Annotated in this window: 22 protein-coding genes and 1 pseudogene; 6 read left to right on the forward strand and 17 right to left on the reverse strand. The window is 70.5% G+C overall.

Annotation, left to right across the window (positions count from 1 at the left end; translation table 11 throughout):
* Positions 1 to 38: 38 nt before the first annotated feature.
* On the forward strand, positions 39 to 953 hold the full coding sequence (locus tag E1294_RS32295; protein ID WP_132514753.1) for a glucose-6-phosphate dehydrogenase assembly protein OpcA: 915 nt from the start codon (positions 39 to 41) through the stop codon (positions 951 to 953).
* Between the two features lie 66 nt (positions 954 to 1019).
* A complete protein-coding gene (gene pgl / locus E1294_RS32300) occupies positions 1020 to 1793 on the forward strand; it encodes a 6-phosphogluconolactonase (RefSeq protein WP_132514754.1) in 774 nt (257 codons plus the stop codon).
* A 122-nt stretch (positions 1794 to 1915) separates the two neighbouring features.
* Here pgl and add read toward each other — a convergent pair whose 3' ends face one another.
* Positions 1916 to 2935 (reverse strand): adenosine deaminase, encoded by a 1020-nt coding sequence (add, locus tag E1294_RS32305; protein WP_132514755.1) that lies wholly within the window; start codon positions 2933 to 2935, stop codon positions 1916 to 1918.
* A gap of 214 nt (positions 2936 to 3149) precedes the next feature.
* On the opposite strand from add, the pseudogene E1294_RS58310 reads away from it, so the two are divergent.
* A pseudogene (locus tag E1294_RS58310) lies at positions 3150 to 3347 on the forward strand (class I SAM-dependent methyltransferase); the annotation flags it as partial.
* Here the strand turns inward: E1294_RS58310 and E1294_RS56255 are convergent.
* The 3 genes from E1294_RS56255 to E1294_RS56265 form a co-directional block, all read right to left on the reverse strand.
* Positions 3326 to 3526: a hypothetical protein gene (locus E1294_RS56255; protein ID WP_246083434.1), complete on the reverse strand. Its 201-nt coding sequence runs from the start codon at positions 3524 to 3526 to the stop codon at positions 3326 to 3328. The pseudogene E1294_RS58310 and the gene E1294_RS56255 sit on opposite strands and share 22 nt — an antisense overlap.
* A gap of 531 nt (positions 3527 to 4057) precedes the next feature.
* On the reverse strand, positions 4058 to 4240 hold the full coding sequence (locus E1294_RS56260) for a hypothetical protein (protein ID WP_246083435.1): 183 nt from the start codon (positions 4238 to 4240) through the stop codon (positions 4058 to 4060).
* A 117-nt stretch (positions 4241 to 4357) separates the two neighbouring features.
* Positions 4358 to 5122, reverse strand: a complete 765-nt coding sequence (locus E1294_RS56265; RefSeq protein ID WP_246083436.1) for a hypothetical protein — start codon at positions 5120 to 5122, stop codon at positions 4358 to 4360.
* Positions 5123 to 5196: 74 nt separating this feature from the next.
* Between E1294_RS56265 and E1294_RS32315 the strand changes: the two genes are divergently transcribed.
* Positions 5197 to 5784 carry a Clp protease N-terminal domain-containing protein gene (locus tag E1294_RS32315; protein ID WP_132514756.1) on the forward strand — a complete coding sequence of 196 codons (588 nt, stop codon included), beginning with the start codon at positions 5197 to 5199 and terminating at the stop codon, positions 5782 to 5784.
* Here the strand turns inward: E1294_RS32315 and E1294_RS32320 are convergent.
* Positions 5776 to 6798 carry a GNAT family N-acetyltransferase gene (locus E1294_RS32320; protein ID WP_132514757.1) on the reverse strand — a complete coding sequence of 341 codons (1023 nt, stop codon included), beginning with the start codon at positions 6796 to 6798 and terminating at the stop codon, positions 5776 to 5778. The two genes, E1294_RS32315 and E1294_RS32320, sit on opposite strands and share 9 nt — an antisense overlap.
* 181 nt (positions 6799 to 6979) lie before the next feature.
* Here E1294_RS32320 and E1294_RS32325 point away from each other — a divergent pair, with 181 nt between their 5' ends.
* Complete coding sequence (locus E1294_RS32325) at positions 6980 to 8581, forward strand: amidohydrolase (RefSeq protein WP_132514758.1); 1602 nt, start codon at positions 6980 to 6982, stop codon at positions 8579 to 8581.
* Between the two features lie 72 nt (positions 8582 to 8653).
* On the opposite strand, the gene E1294_RS32330 is transcribed toward E1294_RS32325, so the two are convergent.
* From E1294_RS32330 to gap, 5 genes are all read right to left on the reverse strand, one after another.
* The gene (locus E1294_RS32330) at positions 8654 to 8998 is read right to left on the reverse strand and encodes an RNA polymerase-binding protein RbpA (protein WP_090942943.1); all 345 of its coding nucleotides are present in this window, start codon (positions 8996 to 8998) and stop codon (positions 8654 to 8656) included.
* A 74-nt stretch (positions 8999 to 9072) separates the two neighbouring features.
* Complete coding sequence (gene secG, locus E1294_RS32335; RefSeq protein ID WP_132514759.1) at positions 9073 to 9303, reverse strand: preprotein translocase subunit SecG; 231 nt, start codon at positions 9301 to 9303, stop codon at positions 9073 to 9075.
* A 99-nt stretch (positions 9304 to 9402) separates the two neighbouring features.
* The gene (tpiA, locus tag E1294_RS32340) at positions 9403 to 10185 is read right to left on the reverse strand and encodes a triose-phosphate isomerase (protein ID WP_132514760.1); all 783 of its coding nucleotides are present in this window, start codon (positions 10183 to 10185) and stop codon (positions 9403 to 9405) included.
* A gap of 1 nt (position 10186) precedes the next feature.
* Entirely contained in the window at positions 10187 to 11386 is a 1200-nt protein-coding gene (locus tag E1294_RS32345) for a phosphoglycerate kinase (protein ID WP_132514769.1), read from the reverse strand.
* A 124-nt stretch (positions 11387 to 11510) separates the two neighbouring features.
* Positions 11511 to 12515 carry a type I glyceraldehyde-3-phosphate dehydrogenase gene (gene gap, locus E1294_RS32350; RefSeq protein WP_132514761.1) on the reverse strand — a complete coding sequence of 335 codons (1005 nt, stop codon included), beginning with the start codon at positions 12513 to 12515 and terminating at the stop codon, positions 11511 to 11513.
* A 186-nt stretch (positions 12516 to 12701) separates the two neighbouring features.
* Here gap and E1294_RS32355 point away from each other — a divergent pair, with 186 nt between their 5' ends.
* Complete coding sequence (locus E1294_RS32355; RefSeq protein WP_132514762.1) at positions 12702 to 13343, forward strand: hypothetical protein; 642 nt, start codon at positions 12702 to 12704, stop codon at positions 13341 to 13343.
* Positions 13344 to 13675: 332 nt separating this feature from the next.
* On the opposite strand, the gene whiA is transcribed toward E1294_RS32355, so the two are convergent.
* The 7 genes from whiA to E1294_RS32390 form a co-directional block, all read right to left on the reverse strand.
* Positions 13676 to 14656, reverse strand: coding sequence for a DNA-binding protein WhiA (gene whiA, locus E1294_RS32360; protein WP_026214667.1), 981 nt, complete (start codon positions 14654 to 14656; stop codon positions 13676 to 13678).
* 71 nt (positions 14657 to 14727) lie between these two features.
* Entirely contained in the window at positions 14728 to 15645 is a 918-nt protein-coding gene (locus tag E1294_RS32365) for a gluconeogenesis factor YvcK family protein (protein WP_132514770.1), read from the reverse strand.
* A gap of 467 nt (positions 15646 to 16112) precedes the next feature.
* Positions 16113 to 16979 (reverse strand): RNase adapter RapZ, encoded by an 867-nt coding sequence (gene rapZ, locus E1294_RS32370; protein ID WP_132514763.1) that lies wholly within the window; start codon positions 16977 to 16979, stop codon positions 16113 to 16115.
* A gap of 127 nt (positions 16980 to 17106) precedes the next feature.
* The gene (gene uvrC / locus E1294_RS32375) at positions 17107 to 19011 is read right to left on the reverse strand and encodes an excinuclease ABC subunit UvrC (protein WP_132514771.1); all 1905 of its coding nucleotides are present in this window, start codon (positions 19009 to 19011) and stop codon (positions 17107 to 17109) included.
* Between the two features lie 107 nt (positions 19012 to 19118).
* Entirely contained in the window at positions 19119 to 19565 is a 447-nt protein-coding gene (locus E1294_RS32380) for a Rieske (2Fe-2S) protein (RefSeq protein ID WP_246083437.1), read from the reverse strand.
* 46 nt (positions 19566 to 19611) lie between these two features.
* Complete coding sequence (locus E1294_RS32385; protein WP_132514764.1) at positions 19612 to 20073, reverse strand: Rieske (2Fe-2S) protein; 462 nt, start codon at positions 20071 to 20073, stop codon at positions 19612 to 19614.
* Between the two features lie 126 nt (positions 20074 to 20199).
* The coding region (locus E1294_RS32390; RefSeq protein WP_246083438.1) for a Rieske (2Fe-2S) protein at positions 20200 to 20574 on the reverse strand (375 nt) is incomplete at its 5' end.

A 20574-nucleotide genomic window follows, 5' to 3' on the forward strand; every position in this document is an offset into this window, starting at 1 on the left:
GGCACGGCTGTCGCCGCGACTTCGACGGAGGAGCGCCCGTGACGACCTTCATGTTGTCCGACACGACGGCGGGCAGGATCTCGGCGCAGTTCATGCACCTGCGCCACCAGATGGGCGCGCCCGCCATCGGCATGGTGCTGACGCTCGTGGTCGTCTGCGAGGAGCGCCACCAGTACGACGCCCTGCGCGCCGCCACCGAGGCGGCCCGCGAGCACCCTTCCCGCATCATCGTCGTGATCAAGCGTGAGGATGACGAGCCGATCAGGCTCGACGCCGAGCTGCGCATCGGCGAGTCCACGCCCGGCGAGGTCGTGGTGCTGCGCCTGTACGGCGAGCTCACCGACCACGCCGACTCCGTGGTCAGCCCGCTGCTGCTGCCCGACACCCCGGTCGTGGTGTGGTGGCCGGGCGCGGCGCCCAAGGTGCCGTCGAAGGACTCCATCGGGGCACTGGCGCAGCGGCGCATCACCGACGCCAGGGGCCTGGACGAGGGTGGCATCCAGTCGCTGGTGATTAGGGCCAAGGGCTACGCCCGCGGCGACACCGACCTGTCGTGGGCCAGGCTGACGCCATGGCGCAGCCTGCTGGCCGCCGCGTTCGACCAGCCGGTGGGCCAGGTGCGAGAGGGAGCCGTGGAGGGCGCGAAGGGTCACCCGAGCGCGCCGCTGCTGGCTTCCTGGTTGTCGGAGCGCCTCGGCGCACCGATCGAGGTCACCGACTCGGCGGGCCCCGGCCTGACGTCCGTGCGGCTGAGCCTCGGCGACGGCGAGCTGTCCATCCACCGGACCGACGCCCGCCTGGCCACGCTGTCGCGGCCGGGGCAGCCCGACAGGAACGTGGCGCTGGCCAGGCGCCACACCTCCGAGCTGCTGGCCGAGGAGCTGCGCAGGCTCGACAGCGACGAGGTCTACGAGGCCGCGGTCAAGCACTTCGCCCGCACGTACAAGGGATGACCCTCCCTCCCCGGGCGGCCCGGCCGCCCGGGGCTTCCTGCTGATCCTGGTGAGAAAGTAGTGCTCGTGAGCGTGCCCAATGTTGTCGTACACCGCAACGCCGACGTCCTGGCCAAGGCGGTGGCGGCGCGGATCATCACCCGGCTGGTCGACGTGCAGTCGGCCAAGGGGGCGGCGTCCATCGTGCTGACCGGCGGCACGGTCGGCATCGCCACGCTGGCCGCCATCGCCGCGACGCCCGCCCGCGACGCGGTCGACTGGCGGCGCCTGGACGTCTGGTGGGGCGACGAGCGGTTCGTGCCCGCGGGCGACAAGGAACGCAACGAGACCGGCGCCCGCGAGGCGCTGCTCGACCACGTCGACGTCGACCCGGAGCGGGTGCACGTCATGCGCGGCCCCGACTCGGGCATGACGGCCGAGGAGTCGGCCGAGTCCTACGCCGCCGAGCTGCGCAAGGCCGCCAGGCCGGAGGATCACGGCCCGGTGCCGAGCTTCGACGTGATGCTGCTCGGCATGGGCCCCGACTCCCACGTGGCCTCCCTGTTCCCCGGCATGCCCGCGCTCTACGACACGCGCCCGGTGGTGGCCGTGCACGGCTCGCCGAAACCGCCGCCCACGCGCATCTCCCTGACGCTGCCCGCCATCCAGGCCGCGCGCGAGGTGTGGGTGGTGGCCGCCGGGGAGGAGAAGTCGGGCGCGGTACGCCTGGCCCTGTCCGGCTCGGGGCCCGTGCAGGTGCCGGCGGCGGGCGCCAGGGGACGGGGGCGCACCCTGTTCCTCCTGGACCGCGCGGCGGCCGGCAAGATCCCGCCGGAGCTCGGCCGCATGGCTTCACCGTAGATCTGCCGTTCCGCCGGCGACCGCGCGTGAGCCGCGGGCCTGCCACCGGCGACCCGTTGCAAGCCGGTGACCTGCCGTAACCGGCGGCCCTCCGCCGTGGGCCGGGCGGCCGCGTCGTCCGGTCAGCCGGCCGCGACGAGCGCGTCGATCTCCGCCTCCAGGGCCTGCTTGCGCTCCTCGGCCAGGTAGGAGGCCCGGACGCCGTTGCGGGCGAGGCGGGCCAGTTCCCGCTCGCCGAGTCCGAAGACGTTCGCGGCGAGCCGGTACTCCCCCGCCAGCGTGGTGGCGAACATGGGCGGGTCGTCGCTGTTGAGCGTGACGTACAGGCCTTCCTCCAGCATCCGCGGCAGCGGGTGGTCCTCGATGCGGGCGACCTGGCCGGTGCGGAGGTTGGAGGTGGGACAGACGTCCAAGGGGATCTGCGTCTCGCGCAGGTGGGCGACCAGGCGATCGTCGGCCAGGCAGTTGATGCCGTGGCCGATGCGCTCGGCGCCGTAGCCCTCGATGACCTCCCAGATCGTCTCGGGCCCGCTCATCTCGCCGCCGTGCGGGACGCTGTGCAGGCCGGCCGCGCGCGCCGCCGAGAAGGCCGAACGGAAGGCGTCGCGGAACTTCGGCCGGGCCTGCTCGATCCCGCCGATGCCGAAACCTACCAGCGCTGCGGGAGGTTCCTGGAGGGCGTGCTCGACGGTGATCCGGGCGGCCTCCTCGCCGTACTCGCCGGGGATGTCGAAGATGTAGGCCATCTCCACCCCGTGCTCGGCGAACGACCGGCGGGCAGCCAGGTCCAGGGCCTCGGTCACCTCGCGCCTGGGCATGCCGACGACGTGGTGAGCGTAGGGCGTGACCTGCAGCTCGACGTAGCGGGCACCCTGGGGGGCGAGGTCGCGGGCCAGGCCGAGCACGAGCGTGGCCACGTCCTCCGGCTCACGCACGAGCGAGTTGACGGCGCCGTAGACCTGGGCGAAGTGGGGGAAGTCACGGAAGGTGTAGAAGCGACGCAGTTCCTCCTCCGCCACGGGGACCTCGCTGCCGGGGTGGCGGCGTGCGAGTTCCAGCACGGTCGCGACGGAGGCCGAGCCGACGAGGTGCACGTGGAGTTCGACCTTGGGGAGAGCGTCGATGAAGGCGTCGATGGTCATGACGAGGACGATACGAGCGGCGCCACATGGGAAAACAGACTTTGGCGCTAAATTTCACACCAAGATGTCAGTTTCTGTGCAAGGGTTAGGCTGAGACGAAGCGTACGAGCGCGGGTTCGCCCGCCTCAGCGCGCACACCGTCTCGCCCCTGCTCGCTCCGGCCCGCGAGACCCGGGCGCCGCAGCTGCTGGACGTCGGCTGCGGCACCGGCGTGGTGACGGCGGCGGCGCTCGCGCTGGGCGCCGAGGTCACCGCCGTCGACCCCGATCCCGGCATGCTGGAGCTGGTCGCCCGCCGCCACCCGCACGCGACGGTACGGGCGGCCGCGCTGCCCGACCTGCCGTTCGAGGACGAACAATTCGACGCCATAGTGGGAAATTTCGTCATCAATCACGTGCCTGACACCCCCAAGGCGCTCGCCGAGCTGCACCGCGTGCTGTGTCCGGGCGGCACGATCGCCCTGACCTGGTGGAAGTCCGGCGAGATGACCGCCACGAGCGTCTTCGCCGACGCCATCGCCGCCACCGGCATCCCGTACGACCCCCCGCCGCGCCCTTTCACGGCCCACGACACGCCGCCGCCGCGCTGCACCGCGCTGCACCGCGCTGCTGCGGGCGGCGGGCTTCCAGGGAGCGGCCGTCGACACCGTGCGGGGGTTTCCCGTCTGCGCCCACCTGGCCCGAGCCACCCGCAGACGTCGGCTGGGCGCGAGTTCCTCGAAACGCACGCCCGTCAGCGCCGTGAAGACCTTCCAGAGCGGGCCGACACGGGCCTGATCAGTGTCGCCACCGCCACGGGCATCTTCGGCACAGGACGGGTCAGGTCTGTCGTGAACCTGCTCACGAAGCGGCCCGAGCGCGGCCCCGTGTCCTCGCCCTGCACCGCCGCCTCGCCGGACGTCCGCGGCGGCGAGTACATCGGCCCGACGCCCAAGCGGCTCACGCCTCCGCGACGGCCAGGCCGGAGGGCTCGCCCGGCGGCTCAGCGCGTCGCTGGAGGCTCCAGGGATAAGCATGTCGGCCGGCTTGGAGCGGGCGTAGGCGTTCGTCCTGCCGTGACCGCGCTTCGTGCCCAGGTCATCGAGGTCGGTCCTGCCCTCGGAGTGCGCGTCACTGGCGACGGTCACCACGCGGGCGGCGGGGGCCGCGCCCAGGAGCAGGCAGCAGCAGCCCGCTGGTCGGTGCCGAACTGCGTCACGAACCCGTCCCTGGCCTCCCACCCGGGGATCATGCCGATGCCCGCGTTGCCGCCCGGCAGGTCGAGTGCGGGGCGGGGCATCGAGGCGGGCGTCCGGCTCTTGGCCATGCCTGGGTGTACGCAGCCGTCCCCGCACGCCACAAGCCCGGCGCGGGACGCCTGCCGGCGCACGTACCGCTCCCGTGGTCAGCGCCCCAACCGCCGACGCACGCGCCGCTTTCGTGGTCAGCGCTCCAGCCGCCGGCGCGCGTGCCGTTCCTCGCGCCGCGCCACCTCGAGCCGCTGCTGGCTGTCGGCCAGCCTGCTGCGTGCCTTGGCCAGCTTGCGCTCCAGCGACGCGACCTTCTCCGCGCGCTCGTCGTGCTCCTTCGTGGCCGCTTCGAGCGCCTCGCGCCACTCGCGGTGCGCGGCCTCGGCCTCCTGGAGTTCCTTGGCCTTCCTGGCCTCAGCCTCCTCACGTTTCCTCGCACGGGCAGCCTCCTCGTCGGGTGACGGCTTCCTGCGGCCGGCCGGCCGCTCGCGCGGGACCGGGGCGGGGGCGAAGCCGCTGTAGCTGAGCGGCTTCACCAGGGTGCCGCGCCGCACCTGCCCGGCCGCGTCGGCGTCGACCATGGCGGCGTCCAGGGTCTGATCCACCTCGGCGGACGCCGCGGCCGACAGGTCCCCGGCCTGCCTGACGAGCCTGCCCACCGTACGCGTCACCTGGCCGCGGCGCCGGGTGAGCTCGGCCAGCGCGGCGGCGTCCTGCTCCTCCCAGGCCGCCCGCAACCGCTCCCCCACCTCCAGCAGCTCGCCCAGCTCGCCGGGGTGCTCGCGGGCGACCCTGTTCACCGCCCAGGCGGACACGGTCGGCTTGCGCAGCTTCGCGATCTCGCGCGACAGCCGTACGTCACCCGCGTCCTTGGCCGCGCGGGCCTCGGCGGCGCGGGCGGCGGTGAACTCGGACGGCGGCAGAGAGTAGAGCCGGCCGGCGACCTCGTCAAGATCCACACAGGACAAATACCCCACATCCGCGGGTTTCTAGCGCATAGTGGAAACAGCCCCGAGTCGAACGGAGACATCCGGTGTTCGAGCGCTTCACCGACCGTGCGCGCAGGGTGGTCGTCCTCGCCCAGGAGGAGGCGCGAAGGCTGGACCACGACCGCATCGGCACCGAGCACATCCTGCTCGGCCTCATCCACGAGGGCGAGGGGCTGGCCGCCCTCGTGCTCGACGGCTGCGGTGTGGAGCTGGGCCCCGTACGCGCCTTCGTCGAGCGCGAGGAGGGCCGCGGCGTGAAGTCGCCGCGCGGGCACATCCCGTTCACGCCGCGCGCCAAGAAAGTGCTGGAGCTGTCGCTGCGCGAGGCACTGCAGCTGCGCCACAACTACATCGGCACCGAGCACATCCTGCTCGGGCTGATCAGGGAGGGCGAGGGGCTGGCCGCCCGGGCGCTCGTGGACGCCGGCGCGGACCTGGCCGACGTACGCCAGCGCCTGCTGGACCGGGTGGGCCGCGGCTCCAGGGAACGCCCCGGCGAGATGTTCTACTCCGGCGGCGCCGCCCTCAACGAACGGCTCACGCAGATCCAGGAGAGCCTGGAGCGCATCGAACGCCACCTGGGCATCCAGCCCCCGGCCAGGAAGCCGCAGGACGAAGAGGGCCTAGGCTGAGGCCATCGCACCCACGGGCAGCCGGGCCGCCACGACTCCCGGGTCCTCGGTGTAGCCGAGCGTGGCGCCCAGAGAGATCAGGAGCCTGCGCATCCTGGCGTTGTCGGACAGCAGGGACGCCCTGACCTCGGCGTATCCGAGGTCGCGGGCCGCGTGCACCAGCATCCTGGCCATCACCGCGCCCAGACCGCGCCCCTGCCAGCGGTCTTCGACCAGGATGGCCATCTCGGCGCTTCCGGGATCGGAGGTGAACATGAGGTTCGCCAGCCCGACGACCTGCCCGTCGTGCCCGGCGACCAGCGAATGCCCCCGGTTCCTGTCGCACATCCGGTCGAACACGCGCTCGGGCAACACCGGCAGCGCGGTGAAGTAGCGGAACCTGCGCGACTCCGGCGAGCACCTGTCGTGCAGGTCGCGTACGGCCTCGCGGTAGATCGAGGTGAGCGGGCGGACCGTGACCTCCACCCCGTCGGCGAGCTTGATCCCGCGTTCGGCGCCCTCCTGCCCGGCCGCCGGCTGCGCGAGCCGGGCGAAGGCGGCCGCCCTGGCCGCCTCGGTCGAGGTGAAGGGCAGCTCGCCGCGGCGCAACCGGACCGCGCGCCGGGCGGCCACGGGAACGACGAGCAGGGTGGGGTCGGGAAGATCATGCACGGGTTCACCATAGATCCACCGGGCATCGTCCGCGCGCAGCAGCTCGGCCAGCAGCTCGGGCAGCCGCCACGGCATCGAGCGTAGCCGGGAGGCCAGCAGCAGGGCCCTGGTGGGCTCGTCGGTGAGCTCATGGGCCGTGGCGGGGACCACCTGGACCCGGCGGCCGCCGGCCGCCTCCAGGGCCTGGCGCACGGTCTCGGGGTGGGCGGGGATGTCGGCGACGAACTCGTCGACGGTGCCGTCGGTGTCGGGCTGGACGCTCAGCCCGAGGATGTTGCCGCCCTTGTCGGCCAGGGCCGCCGCCAGTGACGCCAGCCGTCCGGGTCGCTCGTCCACCGTGGTCCGGATGCGCAAGAATCCCATGCCACGAGCATGCCTGGTGGCTGTTACACCACCGCTAACGAAGTGTTTCATCGGGATATGTGCCTGTTTATCACGGTATCTAGCGGTGCACCTGACCACCGGCTTCCATACCGGCCCTCATCGTGGCGCGCCGCGGAGCGGCACGATGGACGCCGGACGACCTGCGAGAGAGGGAGACCCCATGAACATCCTCTTCCGAGGAGGCCGCGTCTTCACGCCCGGCGGCGTCGTGGCGGAGGCGGTGCTCGTGCGCGACGGCGTGATCGCCGCGGTGGGCCTCGAACGAGATCTGGCGCGTCTCCCCCACGAGACCGTGGACCTGGACGGCGGGCTGCTAACGCCGGGGTTCATCGACGCGCACATGCACCCGGTGCAGGCGGGTCTCGAACGCGCAAAGTGCGATTTGTCAGAGGTATTCGGCTTTGATGCTTATGTCGCGATGATCGCCGCCTATGCTGCGAAAAATCCCGATAAAGCGTGGATTGATGGCGGCGGCTGGGATATGTCGGCATTCCCGAACGGGCTCCCCCACCGCGACCAGCTCGACTTCCTCGACCGTCCCGCGTACCTCATCCAGCGCGACCACCACGCCGCCTGGGTCAACGGCCGGGCACTCGAACTGGCCGGCATCACCGCCGCCACCCCCGACCCGCCCGACGGCCGGATCGAGCGCGACGCCGGGGGCGCGCCCACCGGGGTCCTGCACGAGGGCGCGATGGATCTCGTCGGCCTGCTCACCCCGCGCCCGTCCGCCCAGGACCTGCTCGACGCGCTGGCACGGGCGCAGGAGCACCTGTTCTCGCTGGGCATCACCGGCTGGCAGGACGCCATCGTGGGCTCCTACGCGGGCTCGGACGACCAGCTGCCCACCTATGTGGCGGCGGCCGGCTCCGGCCTGCTGCGGGCCCGCGTGGTGGGCGCCCTGTGGTGGGACAGGACACGTGGCCTGGAGCAGATCCCCGGCCTGGTCGAGCGGCGAGCCGCCACCGAGGGACTCGACCGGTTCCGCGCCACCTCGGTCAAGATCATGCAGGACGGGATCACGGAGAACTTCACGGCGGCCACGCTGGAGCCGTACTGCCTGTGCGGCGGCACGGGCCTGTCGTACGTGGACCCGGTCGAACTCAAGCGCTATGTGGCCGAGCTGGACAGGCACGGTTTCCAGGTGCACGTCCACGCCATCGGGGAGCGGGCGGTACGCGAGGCTCTCGACGGCTTCGAGGGCACGAACCCCGCCAACCGCCACCACATCGCACACCTGCAGATCATCGAGCCCTCCGACGTGCCGCGCTTCGCCGCCCTGGGCGTCACGGCCAACCTGCAGCCGCTCTGGGCCACACACCACGCGCAGATGGACGAGCTGACGCTGCCGTTCCTGGGCGAGCCGCGCGCGTCGTGGCAGTATCCCTTCGCCGACCTGATCGCGCACGGCGCCCGGTGCTGCGCGGGCAGCGACTGGCCGGTCTCGGACGCCGACCCGCTGCAGGGCATGCACGTCGCGGTGAACCGCACGGAGCCGGGTGGCTCTGTGCACGCTGGCTACCCCACCGCGCAGACCCCGTTCCTGCCCGGCCAGCGCCTCGACCTGGCGACGGCCATGACCGCCTACACGGCGGGCTCGGCCTGGATCAACCGCTCACCGGCAGGCATCGTCGAACCTGGGCGCCCCGCCGACCTGGTGGTCCTGGACCGCGATCCCTTCGAACTGCCACCCGGTGACCTCTGGATGACGCGGGTGCGCATGACGTTCGTGAACGGCGAGCCGGTCCACGTGCAGGACTGACGAGCCCCACCCGTTGGGGCCGGGAACGGCGAAAGGGCCCCGCACGGCGCCGGGTCCCTTTCGTTGACACGCCTACCAGGGGGACTTGTTGTTGCGCAGGCGCTCCAGTGCTTCCTCGAGGATCGCCTTGCCGTCCTTGTCGCTCCTGCGCTCCTTCACGTAAGCCAGGTGCGTTTTGTACGGCTCGTTCTTGGGCGGAGCAGGCGGGGCCTCCTCGTCCTGTCCGGCTGGGAGGCCGCAACGCGGGCAGTCCCATAGCTCGGGGACCGCCGCGTCACTGGCGAAACTGGGGCGCGTCTCGTGCATGTTGGCGCACCAGAACGAGACCCGCACTCTCGGAGCTGCCTCGCCGCGCTCGGCCTCCCCCATAGGGCCGGCGCCGACTCGGCTGCCACGGATCGCGTTGCCACTACCCACGGATGAACTCCTCGCTCGATCGCCCCGCGCGCAGACACGGGGGGAGAATCACTGTCACGCGTTGACTTGCTTGCTCAGGGCCGCAGAAGCAGGCCGAGAGCGACGATGCAGACCAACCAGATGATGCCGGTGATGACGGTCAGCCGGTCGAGGTTGCGCTCCACCACCGAGGAACCACCGAAGTTCGACGAGAACCCGCCGCCGAACATGTCGGACAAGCCGCCGCCCTTGCCCTTGTGCATCAGGACGAGCAGGATCATGAGAAGGCTCGCCAGGATGAGGGCGATAGAGATTCCGAGTTCCACGGTATGCCTGTTCCTTCAATGCTCTGTTACGCGTGACGATTCAGACTTGCCTCTTGAGGGTACGGCCTGATGTCAAGTCGCACCCCCAGAACGGCTCAGTTAGCCGGGCATATCGGAGAAACGGCAGATCTTCGTGTACTCCCCGGCGTCGATGCTCGCACCACCAACAAGCGCGCCATCGACATCGGGCTGAGCCATGATCCCCGCGATATTGCCTGACTTGACCGAGCCACCGTAAAGGATACGGACCGCGGAGGCCACTTCGGAGTCGTAGAGCTCAGCGAGTCTCACTCGCAAAGCTCCGCAGACCTCCTGAGCGTCCTCCGGGGTGGCCACCTCTCCGGTGCCGATCGCCCACACCGGTTCGTAGGCCACCACTATCGATTTTGCCTGCTCGGCCGTGATTTTGCGCAGTGCTCCGTCGAGTTGGCCAAGACTGTGCGCGATGTGGCCGCCCTCTTGACGCACCGGCAGCCCCTCGCCCACGCACAGGATGGGTGTGAGCGAGTGCCGGTAGGCGGCCTGCACCTTGGCGTTGACGAGATCGTCGTCCTCGCCGTGGTATTGCCGCCGCTCGGAGTGTCCGATCGTGACGTAGGTGCAGCCGAGCTTGGCCAGCATGGCACCCGACACCTCGCCGGTGTAGGCCCCGGCGTCATGCTCGGAGAGGTCTTGGGCGCCGTAGACGATGCGCAGTTTGTCGCCGTCGACCAGCGTCTGCACGCTGCGCAGGTCGGTGAACGGCGGCAGGACGGCGACCTCGACCTTGTCGAAGTCCTTGTCGCTGAGCCCGAAGGCCAGCTTCTGGACCAGCGCGATGGCCTCGAGGTGGTTGAGGTTCATCTTCCAGTTGCCGGCGATGAGCGGCTTGCGGGTGGTCACGTCACGCCTCCAGAGCCGCGAGTCCGGGAAGGGTCTTGCCTTCAAGATATTCGAGACTGGCCCCGCCACCTGTCGAGATGTGCGAGAACCCGTCTTCCGGCAGCCCCAGCCGGCGCACGGCCGCCGCGGAGTCGCCGCCACCCACCACGGTGAAGGCGCCCTCACTGCCGGTCTGGGCGATCAGCGCCTCGGCCACCGCCCTCGTGCCGCCTGCGAACGCGTCGAACTCGAACACGCCCGTCGGGCCGTTCCAGAAGACCGTTCTGGCATCGGCCAGCTTGCTCGCGAACAGTTCGCGCGTTCTGGGCCCGATGTCGAGACCCTCCCGGTCGGCCGGGATCGCCGTGGCGTCGACCACCTCGTGCTCGGTGTCGGCGGCGAAGGTGACGGCGGCCAGCACGTCGACCGGCAGGACGAGCTCGACGCCCCGCTTGGCCGCCTCGTCGAGGAAGCCGCGGACCTGGTCGAGCTGGTCTTCCTGGAGTATCGACCTGCCGACCTCGTGGCCCTGCGCCTTGAGGAAGGTGTAGGCCATGCCGCCGCCGACGAGCAGCCGGTCGACCTTGGTCAGCAGGTTGGCGATGACGTCCAGCTTGTCGGAGACCTTGGCGCCGCCCAGCACGACCACGTAGGGCCGCTCGGGCTCCTCGGTCAGCTTCTTCAACACCTCGACCTCGGCCACGACCAGCCCGCCCGCCGCGTGCGGCAGCAGCCGGGGCACGTCGTAGACGCTGGCGTGCTTGCGGTGCACCGCGCCGAAGCCGTCGCCGATGTAGAGCTCGGCCAGCCCGGCCAGCCGCTCCGCGAAAGCGTGCCGCGTGGCGTCGTCCTTCGACTCCTCGCCGGGCTCGAACCGCAGGTTTTCCAGCAGGGCGACCTGGCCGTCCTGGAGTGACCCGGCACAACCGCGGGCGCTGTCGCCGACCACGTCGGAGGCGAAGGCCACGTCCTGGCCGAGCAGCTCGCCGAGCCGCCTGGCCACCGGCCTGAGCGAGTATTTCGCCGTGACCTGACCCTTGGGCCTGCCCAGATGGGCGCAGACCACGACCTTGGCGCCCGCGCCGGTCAGCGCCCTGATCGTCGGCACGGACGCCCGGATGCGGCCGTCGTCGCTGATCGTCTCCCCGTCGAGGGGGACGTTGAGGTCGGCGCGCACGAGCACGCGCCGGCCCTTCACATCGAGATCGTCGAGCGTGCGCATGCTCATGCTCCTGCTCATGGCCTCACTCCGTGAGGCGGGCCCGGTCGCCATATGCCGCCGCCTTCCCCCACTCTGGTCGCTTCGCTCCCGCCGCTCCTCCAGGCGGCGGCGCTCCCTCGCAGCATCAGAGACCGCGGCCGACCAGCTCGATCAGGTCGGCGAGGCGGTTGGAGTAGCCCCACTCGTTGTCGTACCAGCCGACGACCTTGACCTGGTTGCCGATGACCTTGGTGAGGCCGGCGTCAAAGATGCAGGAGGCCGGGTCGGTGACGATGTCGGAGGAGACGATCGCGTCCTCGGTGTAGCTGATGATGCCCTTGAGCGGGCCCTCGGCGGCGGCCTTGACCGCGGCGTTGACCTCGTCGACGCTGACCTCGCGGCTGACGTCGACGGTGAGGTCGGTGGCCGAGCCGGTGGGGATCGGCACGCGCATGGCGAAGCCGTCGAGCTTGCCCTTGAGCTCGGGCAGGACCAGGCCGATGGCCTTGGCGGCGCCCGTGGAGGTGGGCACCACGTTGAGCGCGGCGGCGCGGGCGCGGCGCAGGTCCTTGTGCGGGCCATCCTGCAGGTTCTGGTCCTGCGTGTAGGCGTGGATGGTGGTCATCAGACCCTTCTCGACGGTGAAGGTGTCGTGCAAGACCTTGGCCATCGGCGCCAGGCAGTTGGTGGTGCAGGAGGCGTTGGAGATGATGGTGTGCTTGGACGGGTCGTAGGCGCCGTCGTTGACGCCCAGGACGATCGTGACGTCCTCGTTCTTCGCGGGCGCGGAGATGATGACCTTCTTCGCGCCGTTGTCGGCGTGCACCTTGGCCTTGGTGGCGTCGGTGAACAGGCCCGTGGACTCGAGCACCACGTCGACGCCGAGGTCGCCCCAGGGCAGCTTCGCCGGGTCACGCTCCTCGAAGACCTTGATCGCCTTGCCGTCGACGGTGATCTCGTCGCTGGTGGCCTTCACCTCGTAGGGCAGCCGGCCGAGGATGCTGTCGTACTTCAGCAGGTGAGCGAGCGTCGCGTTGTCGGTCAGGTCGTTGACCGCGACGATCTCGATGTCCTTGCCGCTGGCGGCGACAGCGCGCCAGAAGTTGCGACCGATGCGGCCGAAGCCGTTGACGCCTACGCGGATGCTCACGGGAACCGATCTCCTCGAACAAATGATGGCGGGCTGGTACCTCAACCACGAACCTTATCGGACTCAAATTGGTTTAGACCACGTCAGGTGCCCCGCTGTGAATCGTCGTTCCGGAGGCGCGTTTTGCGAGGTTCCAGTAAAGTGCCCGACTCGTCGGAGTAAATTCGTGATTCTCTGGGGGCTGAGATGTCACACAAGCGATCCGGCCTGCTGTCCGGACTGATCGTCGGCCTGCTGGCCGGGCTGATCTGCGCGGCGGGGCTGGGGGCGGCCGTGCTCTTGCAGGAGAGCCTGCCCGGCGACATCACGGCGTTCGGCAACGGACTTCCTCTCCCTCTGGCCCTGTCTCTCGTCATCGCTCTGGTGGTCTCCTTCGCCATGGGCTCGGTGCGCCCGCGCACCTTCGTCCTGGTGCCCATCGCCACGTTGTACGCGGGCGGCGCCGTGGCCACGGGACAGATCGCGGGGCTGGCCATCATGATCGGCTCCGCCCAGCGCACACCCGGCAGGCAGACCCCGGCCGGTCTGTCCGACATCACCCTGCCCGCCTTCACCGAAGGCCTGCCCGAGGCGCTGGCCCTCTATCGTGACCCGCTGACGGAGACCTGGCCCGCCTGGCTCTACATCGCCGTCGCCGCGCTAACCGCCCTCGTCCTGGTCACCCTCCGGGTCACCCGCGTACGCCGCTCTCGGCGGGTCCAGGAAGCCGAGGTGGAGGCCGAGGAGCCGCGCGAGCCGGAATACCGGGCGCCGTTCGAGCCCGCCCAGGCCCCGGCACCGAAGCCCACCACGGACCTGTTCACCCCCCGCAAACCGGCCCGCGACTGACCACCACCGCCCATTACGATCACGCGGCCCAGGGCACCCACTGCCAAACGGCAGAGAATCGACCAACCCGTTGATCAGACGACGGTTCAGAACGCGCCGACTCCGCCAGGCACATTCGTCGGGCGAAACCCCGCCATCCCTCCGAGCCACGGAACCCGGCCGGCTACGCGCTCGTCACGGCGAGGACCCCGTGAGCCTTCACGACCGGCCAGGACAGACGGCCACACACGTCGGCGCGTGCGGTCCACCGTGCTGTGCCGTAAAACATGCCAAAAGCCGCCACGCCATCACAAACGGCCACGTCGGTGCGGGGGGAGGCACCGTAACGCCGGTCAGGGGGCGAGCATGTCGACGGTGAGATTGGCCTCGGTGTTGGGGATGCCCAGGTCGGACGCGCGCTTGTCGGCCATGGCGAGCAGCCGCCGGATGCGGCCCGCGATCGCGTCCTTCGTCAGCGGCGGGTCGGCGATCTGCCCCAGTTCTTCCAGGGACGCCTGCTTGTGCTCGACCCGCAACCGCCCGGCCACGACCAGGTGTTCGGGCGCCTCGTCGCCGAGGATCTCGAGCGCCCGCTGCACCCGCGCTCCGGCCGCCACCGCGGCCCGTGCCGAGCGCCGCAGGTTGGCGTCGTCGAAGTTGGCCAGCCGGTTGGCGGTGGCCCGCACCTCGCGGCGCATGCGCCGTTCTTCCCAGGCGAGCACGCTGTCGTGCGCCCCGAGCCGGGTGAGCAGCGCGCTGATCGCGTCGCCGTCGCGCACCACGACGCGATCGACGCCGCGCACCTCACGCGCCTTGGCGTGGATCTTCAGCCGCCGTGCCGAGCCCACCAGCGCGAGGGCGGCCTCCGGCCCCGGGCAGGTGACCTCGAGCGACATCGAGCGGCCCGGCTCGGTCAGCGAGCCGTGGGCGAGGAAGGCCCCGCGCCAGGCGGCCTCGGCGTCGCAGGCCGCCCCCGCCACCACCTGGCGCGGCAGCCCCCGGACCGGCCGGCCGTGGTTGTCGATGAGGCCCGTCTGCCGGGCGAGCGCCTCGCCGTCGCGGTAGACGCGGACCACGTAGCGCGAGCCCTTGCGCAGCCCGGCGGGCGCGAGCACGAGGACCTCCGCCTTGTGCCCGAACACCTCACCGATGTCCTTGATCAGCCGCCGCGCCGTGGCGTTGGTGTCGAGCTCGGCCTCGATCACGATCCGCCCGCCCACCAGGTGCAGGCCGCTGGCGAACCGCAGCAGCGTCGAAACCTCCGCCTTGCGGCAGCACGGCTTCAGCACCGGCAGGCGGCTCAGCTCGTCTTTCACCACACCTGTCATCGCCATAAGCGTTAGTCCTCCCCCATTCAGACCGGCTCCCGTCAGTCTCTCGCACCTTGGCGCCACGCCGACCAGGATCAACGCTTCTGGAGGAAAATCTCGTCCAGGACGGAGGCAAGACGTCGTGGGTCATGCCGGGGAGAGCCGTCATCGGCCGCCACGTCGGCCATCACCAGCCGGGCGTCGAGGGCGGCGGCGGCTTTCTCCAGCGCGCCGGGATCGTCGACAATCCGGGTGTCGGCGAGCACGACGTCAATCGACAGATCGGGAGCGTGCTGCGTGAGCACCTCCAGATGCTGCTGGGGGGAGAAATCGTCGGTCTCGCCCGGCTGGGGCGCCAGGTTGAGCGTGACGAGCCGCCTGGCCCTGGTCGCGTGCAGGGCCCTGGCCAGCTCGGGCACCTTGAGGTGCGGCAACACGCTGGTGAACCACGATCCAGGCCCGAACACCACCCAGTCGGCGTCGAGCACGGCCGCGACCGCCTCGGGCCGCGCCGGCGGGTCTTCGGGCACGAGCGAGATCGCCTGCACCCTGCCGGGCGTCAGCGCACACGCCACCTGCCCGCGTACGGTCGAGATGACGCCGTCCAGCTCCACCTCGGCCACGATGTCGAGTGGCACCGACGCCATCGGCAGCACCCGGCCGTGCGCGCCGAGCAGCCGTCCGACCCAGTCGAGCCCGGCCACGGAGTCGCCGAGCAGTTCCCACAGCGCGACGATCAGCAGGTTGCCCACGGCGTGCCCGTGCAGTTCGCCCTCGCTGCGGAAGCGGTGCTGCACGACCTCGCTCCACGTGCTGCCCCAGTCGTCGTCGCCGCACAGAGCGGCCAGCGCCATCCGCAGGTCGCCGGGCGGCAGCACGCCGAGCTCGCGGCGCAAGCGGCCGCTCGATCCGCCGTCGTCGGCGACGGTCACCACGGCGGTCAGCTGGTCGGTGACCATCCGTAAGGCCGACAGGGAGGCGTAGAGCCCGTGCCCGCCACCGAGCGCCACCACATTCGGCCCGATCCCGCCGACCCGAGCCCCGCACCCATCCGCGCCGGCGGTCAACGACCTGGCGCCACCGTCCGAGGGGTCCTCGCCATCGTCAGCGCCCGCGTCCAGGGACCGCACACCCTCATCCGCGACGCGGCCCAGCAGTCGCGCGCCATCACCGAGGGGCGCCACGCCGCCACCGGACAGGCCCGCACCCACACTCGGCACCCTTACGCCATCACCCGCGCCACTCGCCGACGATCCTGCAACGACTCCACCCGAGCCACTCGCCAACGGACGCACGGCATCCCCGCCGACACCCCTCCCCGACACGTCCGCGACAACGCCGACGCGACTCCCCGAGGCACTCGACACAACTTCGCCGACGCCACTCCCCGACGCGCCCGCGGCGACCTCCGCACCGCTGTGCGGAGCCCGCGCCCCGCCAGCTACCGGATGCGGCAAGGCGGCTTGGAAGCCCTCATCGGTCACTCCCGCCCCACATCCCGATGGCTCACCTGGACTTCCATCCCGCGGTCGCGCAGGCGGGCGGCGACCTGCTCGGCCATGGCGACGCTGCGGTGCTTGCCGCCGGTGCAACCGACCGCGAGCGTGGCGTAGCTCTTGCCCTCGCGCGCGTAGCCGGCGGCGACCACCTGCAGGACCTCCTCGTAGGCGTCGAGGAACTCCTTGGCCCCTGGCTGTCCGAGCACGTAGTCGCGGACCGGGGTGTCGAGCCCGTTCATCGGCCGCAGGTCGGGCACCCAGTGCGGGTTGGGCAGGAAGCGGCAGTCGACCACGAGGTCGGCGTCGACCGGGAGCCCGTATTTGAATCCGAACGACACGACGTTGACCCGCAGCCCCGGCCGGTCCTCCCCGCCGAAGAAGGAGACGATCTTGTGACGCAACTCGTGCACGTTGTGCGCCGACGTGTCGATCACGAGGTCGGCGTTGGCCCTGACCTCACGCAGGATGCCCCGCTCCCTGGCGATGCCGTCGACCAGGCGCCCCTCGCCCTGCAACGGATGCGGCCTGCGGACGTTTTCGAACCGGCGCACCAGCTCTTCGTCGCTGGCTTCCAGGAACACCACCCGCACGCGTACGCCGCGCCCTTCAAGCTCCTCGATGGCGGCGTTGAGGTCGGTGGTGAAGGCCAGGCTGCGCACGTCGACGACGGCCGCCACCTTGTCGGCGGCCAGCTTGACCTTGCCCGCCTCCTCGGCCATCGCGAACAGCAGCCCGGGCGGCAGGTTGTCGATGACGAACCAGCCCAGGTCCTCAAGCGCTTTGGCCGCCGTGCTGCGCCCCGCGCCCGACATGCCGGTGACGATGACGAACGCCGGCTCGGTGCTCATTGTCTCACTCCGTCCGCCGGCTCGGCCTCACGAATGTCCATGTCAGCGGCCCTCCCGGCCTCATCACCATAGCGGAGGCGGCCAAGCGGGCGGCCGGCGACGTGGACGTCCTGGCATCTTGGCGAGATCAAGGCGAATCTCCCTTCAGCGTCGACACGATCACCTCGGCGATGGACGGGCCGATGCCGGGAACCTCGCAGATCTCGGCGGCCGTGGCCGCGCGGAGCTTCTTCACGGAGCCGAAGTGCTTGAGAAGCGCTTGCCTGCGCGCCGGCCCGAGACCTGGCACGCCGTCGAGCGCGCTCTCCTTCACCGTCTTGGACCTTTTGGAACGATGGTAAGTGATGGCGAACCGATGTGCCTCGTCACGCACGCGCTGCAACAGATAAAGGCCCTCGCTTGAACGAGGCATGATCACGGGCTGGTCGTCGCCGGGCAGCCAGACCTCCTCCAGCCGCTTGGCCAGGCCGCACACGGCGACGTCGTCGATGCCGAGCTCGTCGAGCGCCCGCTGCGCGGCGGCCGCCTGGGGCCCCGCGCCGTCGACCACCACCAGGTTGGGCGGATAGGCGAACTTGCGTGGCTTGCCCGTCTCGGGATCGATCGGGCCGTGGCCGTCCTCGGCGTCGGGGGCCAGCTCACCGGTGGCGGAGCGTTCTTCGAGGTAGCGGCGGAAGCGTCGCATGATGACCTCGTGGATCGAGGCGACGTCGCCCTCCTTGGTCTTGACGGCGAAGCGGCGATATTCGCTCTTGCGCGCCAGACCGTCCTCGAACACCACCATCGACGCCACGACATTCTCCCCCTGAAGGTGGGAGACGTCGTAGCACTCGATCCGCAGCGGCGCCTGGTCGAGGTCGAGGGCGTCGGCGATCTCCTGCAGCGCCTTGCTGCGCGTGGTCAGATCGCCGGCCCGGCGGACCTTGTGCTGGGCGAGCGACTCCTTGGCGTTGCGCTCTACCGTCTCCATCAGCGACCTCTTGTCGCCGCGCTGGGGCACGCGCACCTCGACGCGGGCACGCCGCTGCTCGGTCAGCAGCTCGGCGACCGCCTCGTGGTCGGGCGGCAGCGCGGGCACGAGCACTTCGCGGGGCATCGCGTCGGGGCTCGCCTCGGCGTACATCTGCAGCAGGAACTGCTCGACCAGCTCGCCCGGCGTGATCTCCTCGACCTTGTCGATCACCCAGCCTCGCTGGCCGCGGATGCGGCCGCCGCGCACGTAGAAGACCTGCACGGCGGCTTCGAGCGGGTCTTCCGCGAGCGCGATCACGTCGGCGTCGGTGCCCTCGCCGAGCACGACCGCCTGCTTCTCCAGGGCGCGCTGGAGCGCCTGTACGTCGTCACGCAGCCGCGCGGCACGCTCGTATTCCTGTTCGGCAGCCGCCTCGCGCATCTCCTTCTCCAGCCGCTTGATGAAGCGGCTGGTGTTGCCCGCCATGAAGTCGCAGAAGTCTTCGGCGAGCTCCCGGTGCTCCTCCGGGGTGACCCGGCCGACGCACGGCGCCGAGCACTTGTCGATGTAGCCGAGCAGACACGGCCGGCCGATCTGCCCGGCCCGCTTGAACACGCCGGCACTGCACGTGCGCACAGGAAAGACCCGCAACAGCAGGTCGACCGTCTCGCGGATGGCCCACGCGTGGGAGTAGGGGCCGAAGTAACGGGTGCCCTTGCGCTTGGCCCCGCGCATGACCTGCACGCGCGGGAAGTCGTCGGCCATGGTGACCGCGAGATAGGGGTAGGACTTGTCATCGCGGTATTTCACGTTGAAGCGCGGGTCGAACTCCTTGATCCAGGAGTATTCGAGCTGCAGCGCCTCGACCTCGGTGCCCACCACCGTCCAGTCGACGTCGGCCGCCGTGGTCAGCATCGACTGGGTGCGCGGATGGAGCGCGGAGAAGTCGGCGAAGTAGGAGTTGAGCCGCTGGCGCAGGCTCTTGGCCTTGCCGACGTAGATCACCCGGCCGTGCGCGTCCCTGAACCGGTAGACCCCCGGGGAATCGGGGATCGCGCCTGGTTTGGGCCGGAAACTCAAAGGGCTGCCCGCTGATCTCGCCACGATTCAAAGACTAGTGGCCCCTACCGACAAGGTTGCCCGGCCCGCCACGCCCGCGCCACGGCGCGGCCGGCCGGCCGCGACCGCTAAGCCAGGGTGATCTGGTCACCGTCGACCTTGATCTCCTGCGCCGCCAGCGGCTTGTCGGCAGGGCCGTCGGTCACCGCGCCGTCGGCGATCGCGAACTTGCTGCCGTGGCACGGGCACACGATCGAACCGCCCTCGACGCTGGCGACCGGGCAACCCTTGTGCGTGCACAGCGCGCTGAACGCCTTGAAGTCGCCCTCGGTGGGCTGAGTGATCACGATCTTCTGGTCTTTGAGAATCGTGCCGCCGCCGACGGGGATGTCAGCGGTCTTGGCCAGCGCGCCGTCGGCCTGTGGCGCGCTGGACTGAGGTGCGCTCGATTCTGGGGCAGTGCCGGCGTCCTGTGCGGTGTCAGCGCCGCCGCCACACGCCGTGACCACCAGCGCGAGGCCACTGGCTCCGACACCTGCGATCATCGCCCGGCGGCTCTGAAGGTCGTTTCCCATGCGCCTCACCCAAACGCACCTAGGTGAGAAAATCATGAGACAAGGTTTAGGCGAGTCTGATCTTATCGCCGTCCACGCTGATCTTCTTTTCCTCGAGCGGCCCGCCGGCCGGCCCGTCCGCCACCGAGCCGTCCTCGATGCTGAACTTGCTGCCGTGGCACGGACAGTTGATCGTGTTGTTCGAGACCGCGGCGACGGTGCACCCTGCGTGGGTGCACACCGCGCTGAACGCCTTGAAATCACCCGCGGTCGGCTGCGTGACGACGACCTTCTCGTTCTCGAAGACCTTCCCGCCGCCCTCGGGGATGTCGCTGGTGTCGGCCAGGGCCTTGCCTCCGCCGGCCGCCGCCTTCTTTTTCTTCGGCGCCTCAGACGACGGCTCCTCCGCCGGTGGCTCCGCGACCGCTTCCGTCGTCGGCGAACCGTAGCTCGCGCAGGCCGTCAGAATCGCCGCGAGCCCGGCGCCTCCAGCGCCGAGCACCACATTCCGGCGTGTCGTTTCCGTCATGGTGCGTCCTCCCAGATTGGTTCCACTTCAGGTACGGCAGCGCTCCCGCGCCGGTTCAGCCTGCCTGAGCCCAATCCCGGTGACTACGCACATTTACCTGTTCAGCCCACCGCGTCGCGCGCCACGTCAGGCGATCACGATGCCGTCGCCCTCAACCTTGACCTGGTAAGAGGCCAGCCCGCCGGTGGCGGGGCCCTTGGTGGCCCTCCCGCTGTCGGCGGCGAACTCGCTGCCGTGGCAGGCGCACGTGATGACGTTGTTCTCGGGCGTGCTGACGACGCAGCCCTTGTGGGTGCAGAGCGAGCTGAACGCCTTGTAGACGCCCTGCGTCGGCTGCGTGACCACGATTTTCAGGTCTTCGACCAGCGTGCCCCCGCCCACGGGCACGTCGGCCGTCTTGGCGAGAACCTTGCCCTTCAGGCTCGGCTTTGCCTCGGCGCCGCCCTCCCCGCATCCGGCGAGCGCCAGCCCGCACGCCGCCACCCCGGCCGCCCCCAGCAC

Source organism: Nonomuraea diastatica (assembly GCF_004349015.1).
Lineage (GTDB): Bacteria > Actinomycetota > Actinomycetes > Streptosporangiales > Streptosporangiaceae > Nonomuraea > Nonomuraea diastatica.